Below are 13581 nucleotides of genomic sequence, written 5' to 3'. Positions count from 1 at the left end.
TTTGCTGCAAAGCTACCTTTTCCCATATATCTCTTTCATGATGGCTTCGCCCACCTTGGCCCGATAATGACTCATGTCATAATAGTCATGGAAGTCAATGAAGCGGTCGTCGTGTGAGTAGTCATAGACGCACTGCGGGCCGAAAATATGCAGAAGTATGTCTAAATCATCCGGATTGAAGCGCTCCCGCTGATAGTTTGGGCCGATAACCATCTTCAAATTCGTGTGGTGGCGTTCGCAGAAATTCTGCAAATCAGCCAGCATTCTGATTTGTCTTTCGCCCAAGACACGCGGTGCAAGCGAGGCCTCACGCGGCTTTCGGCTCTCCGAATTCCATTCGCCCTGCTGCCAATAACGCTCACCTAAACGCTTGATTTCAGCCTCCTCGGGCAACAATGCCTCGTTGGTGACGCGGTCGCGTGACGGCAAATCGTCATAGAATACGCCTGAGGCCTTGGGGTCACGGTAGCCTGTAAAGGCATATTTCAGATAGGGAACGAGGAACTTCGGATAGAAGAAACTCTGCAGAAACTCCGTCTGATAGCTTACCCAACTCTTGCCTGTCACCTCCGGAGGCATAAGATGCATGATGCCGCCCTGGGCACTTTCTTTCTCAAAGAAACTGCGTTCAACGACCAACAACAGGTTTTCAATCTTCTGTCCCGGCTGTTCTTCGAGTGCTTCGAGCTTCAGACTGACGTCTCCCAAGCCTTCAGCATTGCTGAAAAAGCGGAATGGATGCCCGTTGATATGGCGCTGCCAAATGGAGCATGGAAAGGCTTTCGTGCACGAAGTGCCCATCACAAACGAATCGTAATGGCAGCTTCGGCGTTGCTGTTTGTATTTTTCCCAAGCCACGGCACCCTCATCCTGCACCACCCAGGAATGGTCGTAATCCGTATAACTGCGCAACACCATGAACGGATCCTTATAGGCATAGAAGGCCACGAGCAATAGTACAGGCAGGCTGATGACAAGGCATTTCAGATAGAATGTCAATAGTTTATGCTTCTTTTCCATGGCTTAGAACTGAATATAAATAAAGTTTTCAACGCCGAAAGCACCGTAGAACAGCACTATCAGCACCACTGCGAAATAACAAGTCCAGCGAATGGGCGCACGCCAACGGCTGCTCGACTCGATGAGGTCACGTCGGGCATTGACTGCTTCGATGACAAACATCAGCACAACGGCCACTGCAAAGACAATCCAATAATAGTCGGAAAGCCCAAGACGCAACTCTTTCACCGATGAAAGATAACCGTCGAAGAGGTGGCGATAGGTATAGAGCACGTCGGAAACCGAACTTATACGGAAGAAAAGCAGCGACAAGGCAAAGAACAGATAGGTGCGGATAATCATCAACACGCGCCCTACACGCTGTCCGAAGACATTGTAGAGACGCTCTCTGCGCTTGCCCAAAAGGGTCTCGATGATAATCAGGATGCCTTGACAAAGACCGTAGCAGGCGAATGTCCACCCTGCCCCATGCCACACACCGATGCTGACAAACGTCACCAACAGCGACACATAGATGCCCCAGCGATGCCATGAGCGCAGCGAAGCATTCAGTGGAGTGAACACGTAATCACGCACCCACGCTGACAAAGAGATATGCCAACGGCGCCAAAGTTCGCCCGTAGACGTTGAAATAAACGGTCGGTTGAAGTTGGGTTGCAGCTTGAAACCGAGCATTCGGCCTAATCCAAGCGCCATGGCTGTATAGCCGGCAAAGTCGGCATAGAGCTGAATGGGATAGAGAAGTGTGGCGAGCAGCAGCTGCATTCCCGATGCCTGGCGCACGTTGTCGAGCACACTGTCGAGCGAAGGACCTATGCGGTCGGCGATGACAAGCTTCAAGAAAACTCCCCATGCCACGAGTTTCAATCCGCCAACCACCTGCTGATAATCAAACGCATGTGCTTTCTTGAACTGTGGCAGCAGGTCGTAAGCACGCTCAATCGGGCCGGAAAGGAACTTCACGAAGAGCAACATGTAGAGTGAAAAGTCGATGAAATTGTCCTCGGGTTCCTCTTCCCAATAGATTTCTATGAGATAGGAAAGGGCCTGGAACGTGTAGAAAGAGATGCCAAGTGGAAACAAACTGAAGTAGTATCTGGCCACGAGCCAGAAGCCAACCAAGGCTACCACCGAGGTCCAAAGCCACCAACCGGCCTTCGGAGTGTTGACATGGGGATGAATGCGGCGGCCTGCATAGAAGGTGAAAAGCGTGATGCCAAAGGCCGTCAGCAGATAGGCAAGGTGGTAATAGCCAATGAAAACCATACTCGCCAAAAGCAGAACAGCATGTTGCTGGCGTCGTTTTCTAAAGGCATAATACAGGATAAAGGCCACCAGCATGCAGGTGACAAACGGTATTGAGATAAACTCCATGATGCAATCTGTCTGTCGCTTTATTGCTGACTCTTGCTGATGACAGCATCAGCCATGTCGCCAATGTTCTTCATACGAATGATATCGCGCAACTTGAAGTGGATGTTCCAACGCTTTTCTATCTCACTGATGATGGTCATGTTGGTCAGAGAATCCCAGTTCTCGATATCATCGGTGGTCATGTTTTCAGAAAGTTGGAGGTTACTTTGGTTCAACACGGCAGAGAAAATGCCATTCAAAACCTGCATGATTTCGTTTTTTTCCATTCTGTTTCTTATTTTTATAAGTCCTTTGTTAGTTTTTCAAAATGTGCGTGTTTCTGCTAAATGCTTTCCTTAATGCGTTTTCTGTCGATTTTATTATTGGCATTCTGCGGGAAAACCGGCATGAAAACCACGCGCGAAGGCAGCATGTAAGCGGGCAGATATTGCCGCAGGAAGTCTTGCAACTGCTCACTGCTTCCATCATCATTGCACTCTACAACCAAGTTGATAGTCTGGTTGTTCTGTTCTCCTGTAACGACAGCAACCACGGCTGTCTGCTGGTCATAATAGCGTCGGGCCACGCTTTCTATCTCGCTGAGTTCAATGCGATAGCCCTGTATCTTTACCTGAGAGTCGCTGCGTCCCACGTATTCTATGTTGCCATTTTCATCTTCACGGCAGATATCACCCGTCAGATACCAGCGGCGTTTGCCGTCAGAGAAGAAAGCCTGACGGTTCTTTTCATCATCATTCCAATAGCCCGGAGTGAGCATATCGCCTGCCAAACAAAGCTCACCTGTTTCGCCTTGCGCCACTTTTTGATGCTCGCTGTCGACAATCATTGTGTGGGTATGCAACATCGCTTTACCGATACTGACCACGCCATTGTGCTGTTTGATGTTGTGACTGCCCACACGATAGGCCGTACAGTAAATGGTGTTTTCAGTCGGCCCGTACACATTCCACACCGTAGCATGACTTGCCACCTGCTTCCATGGCACCACATCATCAACCATTAATGCCTCACCACAGAAGAGAGAATAGCGCAAGTCGGGAGCCGAAAGCTCACTGAGATAAGGACGAAGATAATGGATAACCGATGGCACCATCAGCGTAACGGTGAGTCGGTAGTCGTCCATTAGGCGGAAAACCTCTTGCCATTTAATGCTGCCAAGACGCACCGTGTAGACACAAGCACCTGCTATCAGCGGCGGAAGATAGCTGCCCACCGAAAGATCGAAAGTCAAATCAAACATCTGCAAGCAGCGATCTTTGGGCAAAAGACTAATCCCTAACTGGGCAAAAGCCTCCAAAAAAGCTTCCACATTGCCGAAAGTGACAGGCACACCCTTGGGCCGTCCTGTTGTTCCAGAAGTGAAAAGGATATATGCCGGAGCATCTTTGCCCACCTCGCAAGGGGCATCTAATTTGTCGGCATCAGGCAGTTGGGCCGTCATGATGACACCCTCGCTGTCGTAACGCGTGCTTTCACCCGAGTCAAGAATGGTCTTGATATCTACCTGACTGATGATATCATTGCAACGTTGCAGGGGTTGAAGCGGATGAAGAGGCACGTAGCAACGGCCTTCCATCCATAAAGCGAGTATGGAAGCATAGGTGTTTAAGTCGTCGTTGGCTACCAAACCGATAATACTTTCGCATTCTCTTACCACGCAACGGATAGCTGCAACACGCTTCATCAGCTGTCCGTAAGTCCACATTTTATCGTCAATGCAAAAGGCATTCTGAGATGTATGGGCCAACAGACTGTCATGAAGAAGCGCCACAAGCTGTGCATTTTGGCTTTCTTTGATCATTTCCTTGATTATAAAGTAAATGCAAAGTTACATCAAAATGCAAGATTATGGCGCTTCCAAGGACTTAAAAATATTAAAAAACAGGATTGCCTACGCAGGCATTCGGCATTTGAATATGCAGCATACTGCACACACTCGGTGCAATATCTGTCATGAAAGTAGGACGTGAAGTCTCACCCGGTTTAACGCCCCAACCCATGAAAATCAATGGGATGTGACTGTCGTCTGGATTCCAAAGACTATGACTTGTGCCCTTATACGTAGGATTTGCCGAGCTGTTTATCCATCCGGGATTCGTCACAATGAGTAGATCTCCACCACGTTCACGACTATATCCGTTGATGATTCGCTCGCGAATAGGCTGTGCAATAGGCATTGTTGCCACTTCATCATAGTCAACGACATACGTGATATTAGGCTTTTTCTCTAACAATTCCTTTGCTTTTACCTTCACATCCTTGAGGTTTAAGTTGGCTGAAGCAATGCTCTTATGGTCTAAGAAAACGCGGAGTGCATTCTCACCCAACACAAAATTGGTTGTTGTTCCAAACGCTTGTTGCAGCTGTTGGTTAAGTTCTTTCACCACATTCCAGCATTCAAAGCCACCCGCGGGCATCTTATGACTGCGCATGAAGTTAGGATTGTGAGAGCCACCATGGTCAGCTGTGAGGAAAACGAGATAGTTTCCGCGTCCCACTTGCGCATCCAACGTCTTGAAGAAACGGGCAAGATCGCGGTCGAGTTGAATGTAAGCATCGTGGTTTTCGGGGCCACGTGTGCTGAACTTATGGCCAATTGCGTCGGTGGGAGATATGCTTACAGTGAGCATATCGGTTTCAGTTCCCTGACCAAGATTCTCATTTTTCAAGATAGCCTCAGCCATATCAAAGGTTATGGTGATGCCTTTCACATCGAGTTTGATGTCATACCCCGGCTTCTGTTGATGGGCTTTGTTAAAGTCGTTGACCCATGTTGGCAGCTGATTCATATAATAAGTGCTCGTAACGAAATGGCCGGCACTCGTATCCCACCAATAAGCTGCATCGGCACTATGGCCTGCTGGCAAGATTGAAGCACGGTCTTTGAGTGCCACTCCGAAGACTTTTGACTTATAGTTTGTAGCCAATTTCAACTCATCTCCTATCGTTGAAGCCAACAAATTGCGTGGAGACATCTTGCCTTCTTTTGAATCACTGCCTACGCTTTGCACCGTTTCATCACCACAACAATAGGTATCCTTGCCGTTAATATAGAAGTTATTGCCGAGGATTCCCATCAAAGCAGGCACACTTCCCGTATAAACGCAAGAGTGACCAATGGCAGTTACGGTTGGAATATAAGGCACCATAGTATTCTGACAGCTATATCCTTCTGACAAAAGTCGCTTGAATCCATCGCTAACATACTCCTTATTATAGAAGTAAAGATAATCCCAGCGCATCTGATCTACTACAATTCCAACAACCAACTTAGGCCGATTAACTTGTGCATGGCCTAAAAACGTGCAGGCTAAAAGCATTAATATCAAAAACTTTCTTTTCATTCTGGTTTTGGTTTAGTGTTATTATTTGAGTTTATTAAAGTTAGTTTTCTGTTTCTTTCTTTGTTCTTTGCAACATCATTAGTGTTTTGCTGGGTCGCCAACTTTCACCAATGGTCTGTCAGCGGCTACCTTTAGACAATACGCTCTGACGTCCTTCCAATGATAATATGGGTAGACATCGGTTGCAATGGGTAGCTTAGCTTCATTCTCATTGCGTAGAATCTTGACGAGAATATCGTCACTTCCCGGCTTACGATAGTACACAAATTGAAGATTACAGGCCATAGGGAAGATGCGATAATTATTCCATCCCTTCATCGTTACTTGCTCAAGGTCGGCTACTTGCACACCCATGCCGTCGAGATCTAACAGGCAAGTCAACGGCATTACCATCGTATCATGTCCATAACGCAGTGTAACACTGGGATGATTCAACATTAAACAGCTGTCTGCTTCACTAACAATCTTGCGCAGAAGAAAGCGTTGTGACGTTGGCTGTTGACCGCCATTGAGGGGTGAAGGGCCATAGTTGATATACCACCAAGCATTGTTTGTGGTCCAAAGATCATAGAGTTCTTTGTCTGTAAAAAAGTTAAACAATGAGAGCTCATGACGCAGTTCAGTACTCTGAACATTAGAAGCCTGCTTGAAAAGTGTGCTATATAGTTGTTTGAAATTTATCTCTTTTTGCCAATAAGTGCTATCATTGAAGAGCTCATTCATTAGTCGTTCGGGATGAATATGACGTTTACTGAAGTTGTCAAATGCCTCACGTGCAGCCTTTGGCATACGCTGTTTGAAAAGCGAAGTGTCGTTATGATTCATGTAATACATGTCATGATAGCTTGCATCATGCGTGATTTCGAGATTTGGATTCATGCGAACGAGCTGCTGAAGCGCGTTTTCCATGCTCAGAATACAGCGGATAACCACCGTACTTTTAGCGTCAACATGGGTCTTTCCCTTAAAGATTTCGGGGAAATTCCGCACCATGCGTTCAGCAATCTGACGGTGTTGTTCAGCTCCAAGCGGTGTAAGTTCGCCGTCACGCCCCTTGGCTGCATCTCGAAGCAGACGCAAATCGCGAAGCACTTCCTGCCCTTTCGGCGTTAGTTTTCCTAATGAATCGGCCCTCTCTAACATGAGAACAGGCTGATTATAGTCGCGATCTCCGATGAGCCAACGGCTTCCGTGTCGTCCATAATGACTGAGATAAAAAGGTTTGTAGCCTTTAGGCGCACGCGTAAGTGACTTTTGTAATGGGCCAGGATAAGCCAGATAGTTTCCAGCCACTAACTGTCTGTTTAACCTAATGTCTTCTTTTGCCTGCTGTGCCGATACACTTAGGCAGAGCGTTAGCAATGAAATAAAAACTATTTTGCGTTTCATAATGTTACAAAGATAGCTATTTTTATTTGTAAATGAAAATGATTATCAAAGAAAAATGTTTTATGTGAACAGGGATTCTCGGTCAAGGGAAGACCCTCATGAACTCAAACAAGGGGACGATGGATAGGAAAAGAGCGACGGATATGCACAAAAGGACGATGAAAATCTTGTCAAATGATTTCTTTGTTTTTAACACTCCACTACACCACGAAATAGAAACGAAGACACGAAAAAAGTATAAACACACCCTTCTTTCATGGCTTTGATTCCATGAATTTCGTCTCTCGGCTTCGCCTTCCAACCCGTTTTGCATCATCATTTGCGCCAAATCACACGATGATTTGCACCAAACGAAGTGGTGAATCAATGCTTTTTACTGCCCAATCTGCCGCAAATCATGTGCGTTTCTGTCGTTTAAAAGCTCTGTCATTCCATAAGAATCGCTTAACCATCTAACAGTCAGCGCATTATGAAATCACAAAAATCAAACGAAAACGGGATAAAAACCATCGCGCGTTTTGAAGCTGCCAATCTATTAAACAGATTTGTAAAAGGGTTTCAAAAGATTTAACCTATAAGTCGCTTACTATTTGCTGATTGGATTATCCCTATCCCCCCTTCTTTCAACCCCTATGGTTCCATTACAAGATTTGATTAGCGTGGTCTTTCACTTTGATTTCCTTTGGTCCAATGATACGCGTTACTACGCCCTCAGTATCCGTGATAAAGGTTGTGCGGAAGACGCCCATATACGTGCGCCCAGCCATCTTCTTCTCGCCATATACACCGAGTTCTTGCACGAGTTTGAGGTCGGTGTCGCAGAGAAGTGGGAAGGGAAGCTGATACTTCTCTATGAACTTATGATGCGATTTGGCGTCCTGTGTGCTGCAACCTAACACGGAATAACCCTGTGAAATGAATCGTTCGTAGTTGTCACGGAGGTTACATGCCTCATTAGTACAACCCGGAGTAGAGTCCTTCGGATAGATATATAGCACTAATTTCTTGCCTTTAAAGTCACTGATTTTCCATTCCTTACCGTCTTGGTCGATGCCTAAGACCTCGGGAAGTCTTTGTCCTACTTCAATCATACGTTATTTTTTTATGTTTGGTTTCTATGATAAGCCACTACAAAAAATGGCCGTTCATTATTCAAAGACAAAGATACGATTTCTCAATGACACTTTTATGCTTTTCTAAAATAAATTATCTCGTGAAATAGAACAATGGCAAATATCAGAAAAAAGACTGCATAATAGGATACAAAATAAAAAAATTACTTATCTTTGTGATTGAGAAAGGTTACTATTATGGAAACAACAGTATTCAATCCAACCCAGATTCATCTGCTAAAGATGTTTGAAATTGATAAGTCAGAAAAGGGACTTGAAGAGCTGAAAGAAGTGCTTTATCATTATTATTCCAAAAAGATGAATAAGGCACTCGATAGATTATGGGACTCGGGAGAACTGGATCAAGCGCGTTTGGACATGCTAAATGAAACCGATCTTCATGCATTGTAAGCGACATGCGCATAGTACTTGATACCAATTGTCTAATACAAAGTGTTTCACCTCGCAGCAAATACCACGCTGTGTGGCAGTCTTTTGTGTCAGGAAAAAATAGACTTTGCGTAACTTTTCTTTAGCTTTCTATTTAAGAAAAGCATATAACAAAGAAACCATATTACTTGAATAATCTAATCATCCCCTATCGTTTTATGTTTGGTTTAATATAAAATGCGGGTGAAGTTCATCACCATAATTCGGTTGATAGACGAAGTCGGCCTCATTGAATGTGAGGAGTTGTTGGGGAGAATGCCACTGATGACGGATAATACAGCCTGTCATTGCACCGCGACATTGCTTGGCATAGACGGAAACAACCTTCATTTTATCCCCTTTTTCCACATAGAATAGCGGCTGAATGACCTTGACTTCACGGCAAATGCGCTTCCAATCGAAGAGATGTTCATACTCTTCGGTGGCCAAATGTATCAATATTCCATCGTCTTGTTTGACTGCATCAATGAGCATATCTGTAAGGAGTGGGCGCCAGAAAGCAAACATATTATGATGTTGTGTGGCTTTAAGCGTCACCTTAGCCTCCATGCGATAGGGATGAATTTGGTCTAAAGGACGAAGCAATCCATAGAGGAATGACGTGATGAAAAGATGGTGTTGAGCAAACCGAAAGTCTGATTCGGTGAACGAAGATGCCTGAAGATGTTTATAAGCATGACCGTTATAAGCCAACAAAACAGGCAGTTTCTCGTCGTCATTAAAGAAACTTTGAAACCTCAACTGATTCTCTAAGGCGATAGAATTGCTGCAATTCAAGCGCTTGGCAAGCGTTTCTACATCCCATGAACTCATCTCTAATGCAAAACGTTCTGCCTCAGATGAGAATACAGGTACAGTCTTCTCAGGCACAGAAACGGCCGTTTTAGAGTTCATAATCTTGGCAGAAGCGAGAATTATCTGCATAGTGTGATGATTTGATTTCCGTCGATTGATTCTGTCTTTTCTATGTGAGCATCAGATGGAATGTGTGGAGCTGGCACGCCATCTGTTATCAAAACAGGCGCTGTTTCGATTCGAATCTCATCCCAAAGTCCGCGATCTATAAAGGCTTGGAGCGTCATTCTACCGCCCTCAACCACAAGACTTTGTTTCTTTGTTGCATAGAGATGGTCTATCACTTCGTCAATGGTTGCAGCGACAGTCCAATTGAATGGTTGCTCGTTTTGTGCTGACATCGTCGGCGAAAGCACAATGCGTTCGGGGTTTTGCCCACTCCATTGCCGCACATCAAGCCTCGGATGATCTGTTAAAAAGGTGGTATGTCCCACGAGAATAGCATCGTTCTCGGCTCGCAACTGGTGCACAAGCATCTGTGTTTTGGGCGTAGAGAGTTGCAATGGGCCACCTTTTCGGCTGATAAAACCATCGAGTGTTTGCGCCCATTTCAATAGAATGTATGGGCGATGTTGGGCATTAAATATGATAAAACGACGGTTCAGCGCCAGACATTCCTTTTCCATCACTCCGACAATCACCTCAATTCCGGCGTCGCGCATATGCTGAATACCTCGTCCTTGCACCTTTGCAAAGGGGTCAACACAACCGCAAACGCAACGCTTTATGCCTTTACTGATGATGAGATCTGCGCAAGGTGGCGTCTTCCCATAATGCGAACAAGGCTCTAACGACACGTAGATTGTGGCCTCGTTTAACAGCATTTCATCCTCTGGTTTGACGCTTGCAAAGGCATTAACTTCAGCGTGTCCTTCACCAAATCTGACGTGATATCCCTCGCCAATGATACGATTTTGCGCCACAATTACAGCCCCAACCATGGGATTAGGCTTGGCATTTTGTCGTCCATTCTCAGCCAATTGCAGGCACCGTTTCATGTAATATTCGTGCTCCATAGACTGCAAACTTACACAAAAATCTTTGATTACGTGTGACGATAGCCCAAATTTTATGCTTGAATAAGCCTAATACTACAACTTTCTTTGATTCGCTTCAAACGAAAAAAGGAAAGCCGTTAGCTTTCCTTTTGACTGAATTGTCGGGATGACCAGACTCGAACTGGCGACCTCGCGCCCCCCAGACGTGTGCGCTACCAACTGCGCTACATCCCGAATTCGCATGCAAAGATAATCATCAATCACGACATAACCAAATTTTATGGCAAGGATATTTGAAAATAATTGCGAACATATCATTCTGCAAAGGAGAAAGAAAGTCGAGGACTGATGATGCATAAAGCGATTTATCCTGCCCTATGCTGTTGTATGATTTGGGGCAGATAGGCGTGTAATCTGCCGCGTTTTACACGACAAAATAAGTCGAATGACACGCTAAAATAACGCAGATTACACCACGAAATGATGCAGATTGCATGACGACTCACATCATTCTTGCTCATCGTTTGCATAAAATGCTGAGGTTCATTGACTTACATTCCATTTGCAGGAGGCTTTGAAAAGAGCACATGGAGGGTCATTCTAACAAGAAAGGGGATTGGGATGCAGACGTCATAAGGCTTTGCATATCCTTCATTGTGAATGTAGTTTGCCGTTTGGTTTCACATAATTATCGGCCAAAGGGATAGCGTTTATGCCGTGAGTTCACCTTAAATATTCAGAGAAATCCTTTGCCATTCATGGAAAATCCATTAATTTTGCCCCGTAAATAGCTATTTAATGAAAATATTAGTGACTGGTGCCAGTGGATTCATTGGCAGCTTTATCGTAGAAGAAGCGCTGCGTCGGGAGATGGAAGTGTGGGCTGCTGTGAGGAAAAGCAGTTCAAAAAAGTATCTCACCGATAAGCGAATACACTTCATTGAGCTCAACTTATCCTCTGAAAAAGACTTGGAAAAGCAACTTGCCGGACACGAGTTCGACTATGTTGTGCATGCTGCAGGCGTGACAAAGTGCCTACATGCCGACGACTTTTACAAGATAAATACAGACGGAACGCGTCATCTTGTTGAAGCGTTGCTGGCATTACACATGCCCATCCGACGTTTCATCTACTTGAGTAGTCTTAGTGTTTATGGCGCAATCAAAGAGCAACAACCTTATCACGAGATTACAGAAGACGACCATCCGAAGCCAAACACGGCGTATGGGAAAAGCAAACTCATGGCCGAAGCGTATTTGGAGCGCGTGGGAAACGATTTCCCTTACATCATTTTAAGGCCCACAGGAGTCTATGGACCGCGTGAACGCGACTACTTCTTAATGGCAAAAAGCATCAAGGGGCACGTTGATTTCTCTGTTGGTTTCAAGCGTCAGGACATCACATTTGTTTATGTTACCGACGTGGTTCAAGCCGTTTTTCAGGCTTTCGACCATGGACGTGACGGACGAAAATACTTTCTCAGTGACGGCAATGTATACCAATCGTCAGACTTCAGCAATCTGATTCATAAATGCCTTGGCAATCCTTGGTGGATAAGAATTAAGGCTCCGGTTTGGGTTTTGCGTGTCGTGACGTTCTTTGGTGAGCGCATTGCTCACATGACGGGTAAGATTTCAGCGCTCAACAACGATAAATATAACATATTAAAGCAGCGTAATTGGCGTTGCGATATAGAGCCTGCAGTAGATGAATTGGGCTTTCATCCGCAGGTAGACCTTGCAGAAGGTACGCGAAGAACTATCGAATGGTATCGCGAGAACAAATGGTTGTAAATGGTAAAAAGAAGAAACAAGAACACTTTTACATGGCCTTGGCAGGGCGAAGGATGGCAGGCTGAGCACAAAAGTCTCATGCCTTTTGAGTGGGTTGTGATTGCTTATATCGCATTTACCCTATTGATTGTGCTGTTCACTTCTACCAAATTAACGAATCCCGAGACGATGATTTGGGAGCGAGTTCGCGTGGGAGCAACTATCATTGCCCTATGGATTGTCTATCGATTACTGCCTTGTAGGTTTACAATGTTTGTCCGTGTGGCAGCTCAAATGGGTATGTTGGCATGGTGGTATCCCGATACCTACGAAATCAATCGCATGTTTCCGAACCTCGATCACGTGTTTGCCACCTGGGAACAACAGCTCTTTGGTTTCCAACCTGCACTCGAATTTGCCCGTGCTTTCCCTTCACCCATTGTGAGTGAGCTTATGGATTGTGGTTATGTTTCCTATTTTCCGATGATAGCAGTAGTAACACTTTACTATTTCTTCAAACGCTATGAAGACTTTGGAAAGGCTGCTTTCATCATCTTGGGAGCCTTTTTCAGCTATTACGTTATCTTTGATTTACTGCCTGTTGCAGGGCCAACCTTTTATTATAAAGCCATTGGTTTGCACAATGCTGCACACGGAATATTTCCCAATGTGGGTGATTACTTCAACTCACATCAAGCTTGTTTGCCGAGTCCGGGTGATGTTCATGGCATCTTTTACAATCTCGTTGAAGATGCAAAAGCCGCAGGTGAGCGCCCCACGGCAGCCTTTCCGAGCAGTCATGTCGGTGTAAGCACCATCTGCATGCTATTGGCTTGGCACAGTGGTAACCGCAAACTGCTGTTTACTTTGCTGCCCTTCTACGTGTTCTTATGCATGGCTACCGTCTACATTCAGGCGCATTATGCCATTGATGCCATAGCAGGCTTGATTACAGGTGTGGCACTTTATGCCGTGTTGAATTTCATTTCAAACCGCATATCCACTCCCGGAGTCTCTCGAAGAAATGGGAGATGACACTTGGCTAAAGTCTTTTGTATCCGCCGTTGAACGCATTAAAAGAAAAGAGACCATTGATTTTCAAAAGAAAGAAAGCTGTAAAAAGCGGAAATTACGATAGACTTTTCAATATTGATAACATACAATTAAATTATATATAAAGACAATAAAGCAAACAACATATAAGCCTTCACAAGCCTTTTAAGCTTTTTCTCCCCTTCGTTGGGGAGGGAGTCATGGGCTGATTTC

At 45.1% G+C, this 13581-nt stretch carries 12 protein-coding genes and 1 tRNA gene; 3 read left to right on the top strand and 10 right to left on the bottom strand.

All coding sequences use genetic code 11. The features are described from left to right. Positions 1–12: 12 nt before the first annotated feature. The 7 genes from HMPREF9145_RS08110 to HMPREF9145_RS08080 all read right to left on the bottom strand — a co-directional run bounded on the left by HMPREF9145_RS08110 (position 13) and on the right by HMPREF9145_RS08080 (position 8218). Entirely contained in the window at positions 13–1020 is a 1008-nt protein-coding gene (locus HMPREF9145_RS08110) for a hypothetical protein (RefSeq protein WP_021825966.1), read from the bottom strand. 3 nt (positions 1021–1023) lie between these two features. Continuing rightward, a complete protein-coding gene (locus HMPREF9145_RS08105; RefSeq protein ID WP_021825779.1) occupies positions 1024–2394 on the bottom strand; it encodes an MBOAT family O-acyltransferase in 1371 nt (456 codons plus the stop codon). A 20-nt stretch (positions 2395–2414) separates the two neighbouring features. Then, entirely contained in the window at positions 2415–2660 is a 246-nt protein-coding gene (locus HMPREF9145_RS08100) for an acyl carrier protein (protein WP_021825834.1), read from the bottom strand. A 56-nt stretch (positions 2661–2716) separates the two neighbouring features. Next, positions 2717–4195, bottom strand: a complete 1479-nt coding sequence (locus tag HMPREF9145_RS08095) for an amino acid adenylation domain-containing protein (protein WP_021825878.1) — start codon at positions 4193–4195, stop codon at positions 2717–2719. A 73-nt stretch (positions 4196–4268) separates the two neighbouring features. Then, positions 4269–5738, bottom strand: a complete 1470-nt coding sequence (locus tag HMPREF9145_RS08090; protein WP_021825851.1) for an alkaline phosphatase family protein — start codon at positions 5736–5738, stop codon at positions 4269–4271. A 78-nt stretch (positions 5739–5816) separates the two neighbouring features. Next, the gene (locus tag HMPREF9145_RS08085) at positions 5817–7127 is read right to left on the bottom strand and encodes a histidine-type phosphatase (protein ID WP_021825994.1); all 1311 of its coding nucleotides are present in this window, start codon (positions 7125–7127) and stop codon (positions 5817–5819) included. 641 nt (positions 7128–7768) lie between these two features. Continuing rightward, on the bottom strand, positions 7769–8218 hold the full coding sequence (locus tag HMPREF9145_RS08080; RefSeq protein ID WP_007134998.1) for a peroxiredoxin: 450 nt from the start codon (positions 8216–8218) through the stop codon (positions 7769–7771). A 219-nt stretch (positions 8219–8437) separates the two neighbouring features. On the opposite strand from HMPREF9145_RS08080, the gene HMPREF9145_RS08075 reads away from it, so the two are divergent. Next, complete coding sequence (locus tag HMPREF9145_RS08075; RefSeq protein ID WP_021825824.1) at positions 8438–8650, top strand: hypothetical protein; 213 nt, start codon at positions 8438–8440, stop codon at positions 8648–8650. 195 nt (positions 8651–8845) lie between these two features. Here the strand turns inward: HMPREF9145_RS08075 and HMPREF9145_RS08070 are convergent, their stop codons facing one another. The 3 genes from HMPREF9145_RS08070 to HMPREF9145_RS08060 all read right to left on the bottom strand — a co-directional run bounded on the left by HMPREF9145_RS08070 (position 8846) and on the right by HMPREF9145_RS08060 (position 10776). Then, positions 8846–9613, bottom strand: a complete 768-nt coding sequence (locus HMPREF9145_RS08070) for a YaaA family protein (protein ID WP_021825781.1) — start codon at positions 9611–9613, stop codon at positions 8846–8848. Beyond that, positions 9604–10560, bottom strand: coding sequence for a bifunctional diaminohydroxyphosphoribosylaminopyrimidine deaminase/5-amino-6-(5-phosphoribosylamino)uracil reductase RibD (gene ribD / locus HMPREF9145_RS08065; protein WP_021825960.1), 957 nt, complete (start codon positions 10558–10560; stop codon positions 9604–9606). Before ribD ends, HMPREF9145_RS08070 begins: the two co-directional genes overlap by 10 nt. A 143-nt stretch (positions 10561–10703) precedes the next feature. Then, positions 10704–10776: transfer RNA gene (locus HMPREF9145_RS08060), tRNA-Pro, on the bottom strand. A gap of 564 nt (positions 10777–11340) precedes the next feature. Here HMPREF9145_RS08060 and HMPREF9145_RS08055 point away from each other — a divergent pair. After that, positions 11341–12336 carry an NAD-dependent epimerase/dehydratase family protein gene (locus tag HMPREF9145_RS08055; protein ID WP_007134992.1) on the top strand — a complete coding sequence of 332 codons (996 nt, stop codon included), beginning with the start codon at positions 11341–11343 and terminating at the stop codon, positions 12334–12336. Beyond that, positions 12337–13350 (top strand): phosphatase PAP2 family protein, encoded by a 1014-nt coding sequence (locus tag HMPREF9145_RS08050; protein WP_021825857.1) that lies wholly within the window; start codon positions 12337–12339, stop codon positions 13348–13350. Positions 13351–13581: the final 231 nt, after the last annotated feature.

This window comes from Segatella salivae F0493, assembly GCF_000477535.1.
GTDB lineage: Bacteria > Bacteroidota > Bacteroidia > Bacteroidales > Bacteroidaceae > Prevotella > Prevotella salivae.
Note: the sequence above shows the minus strand (reverse complement) of the source record. Positions and strands in the feature narration are given on the sequence as shown.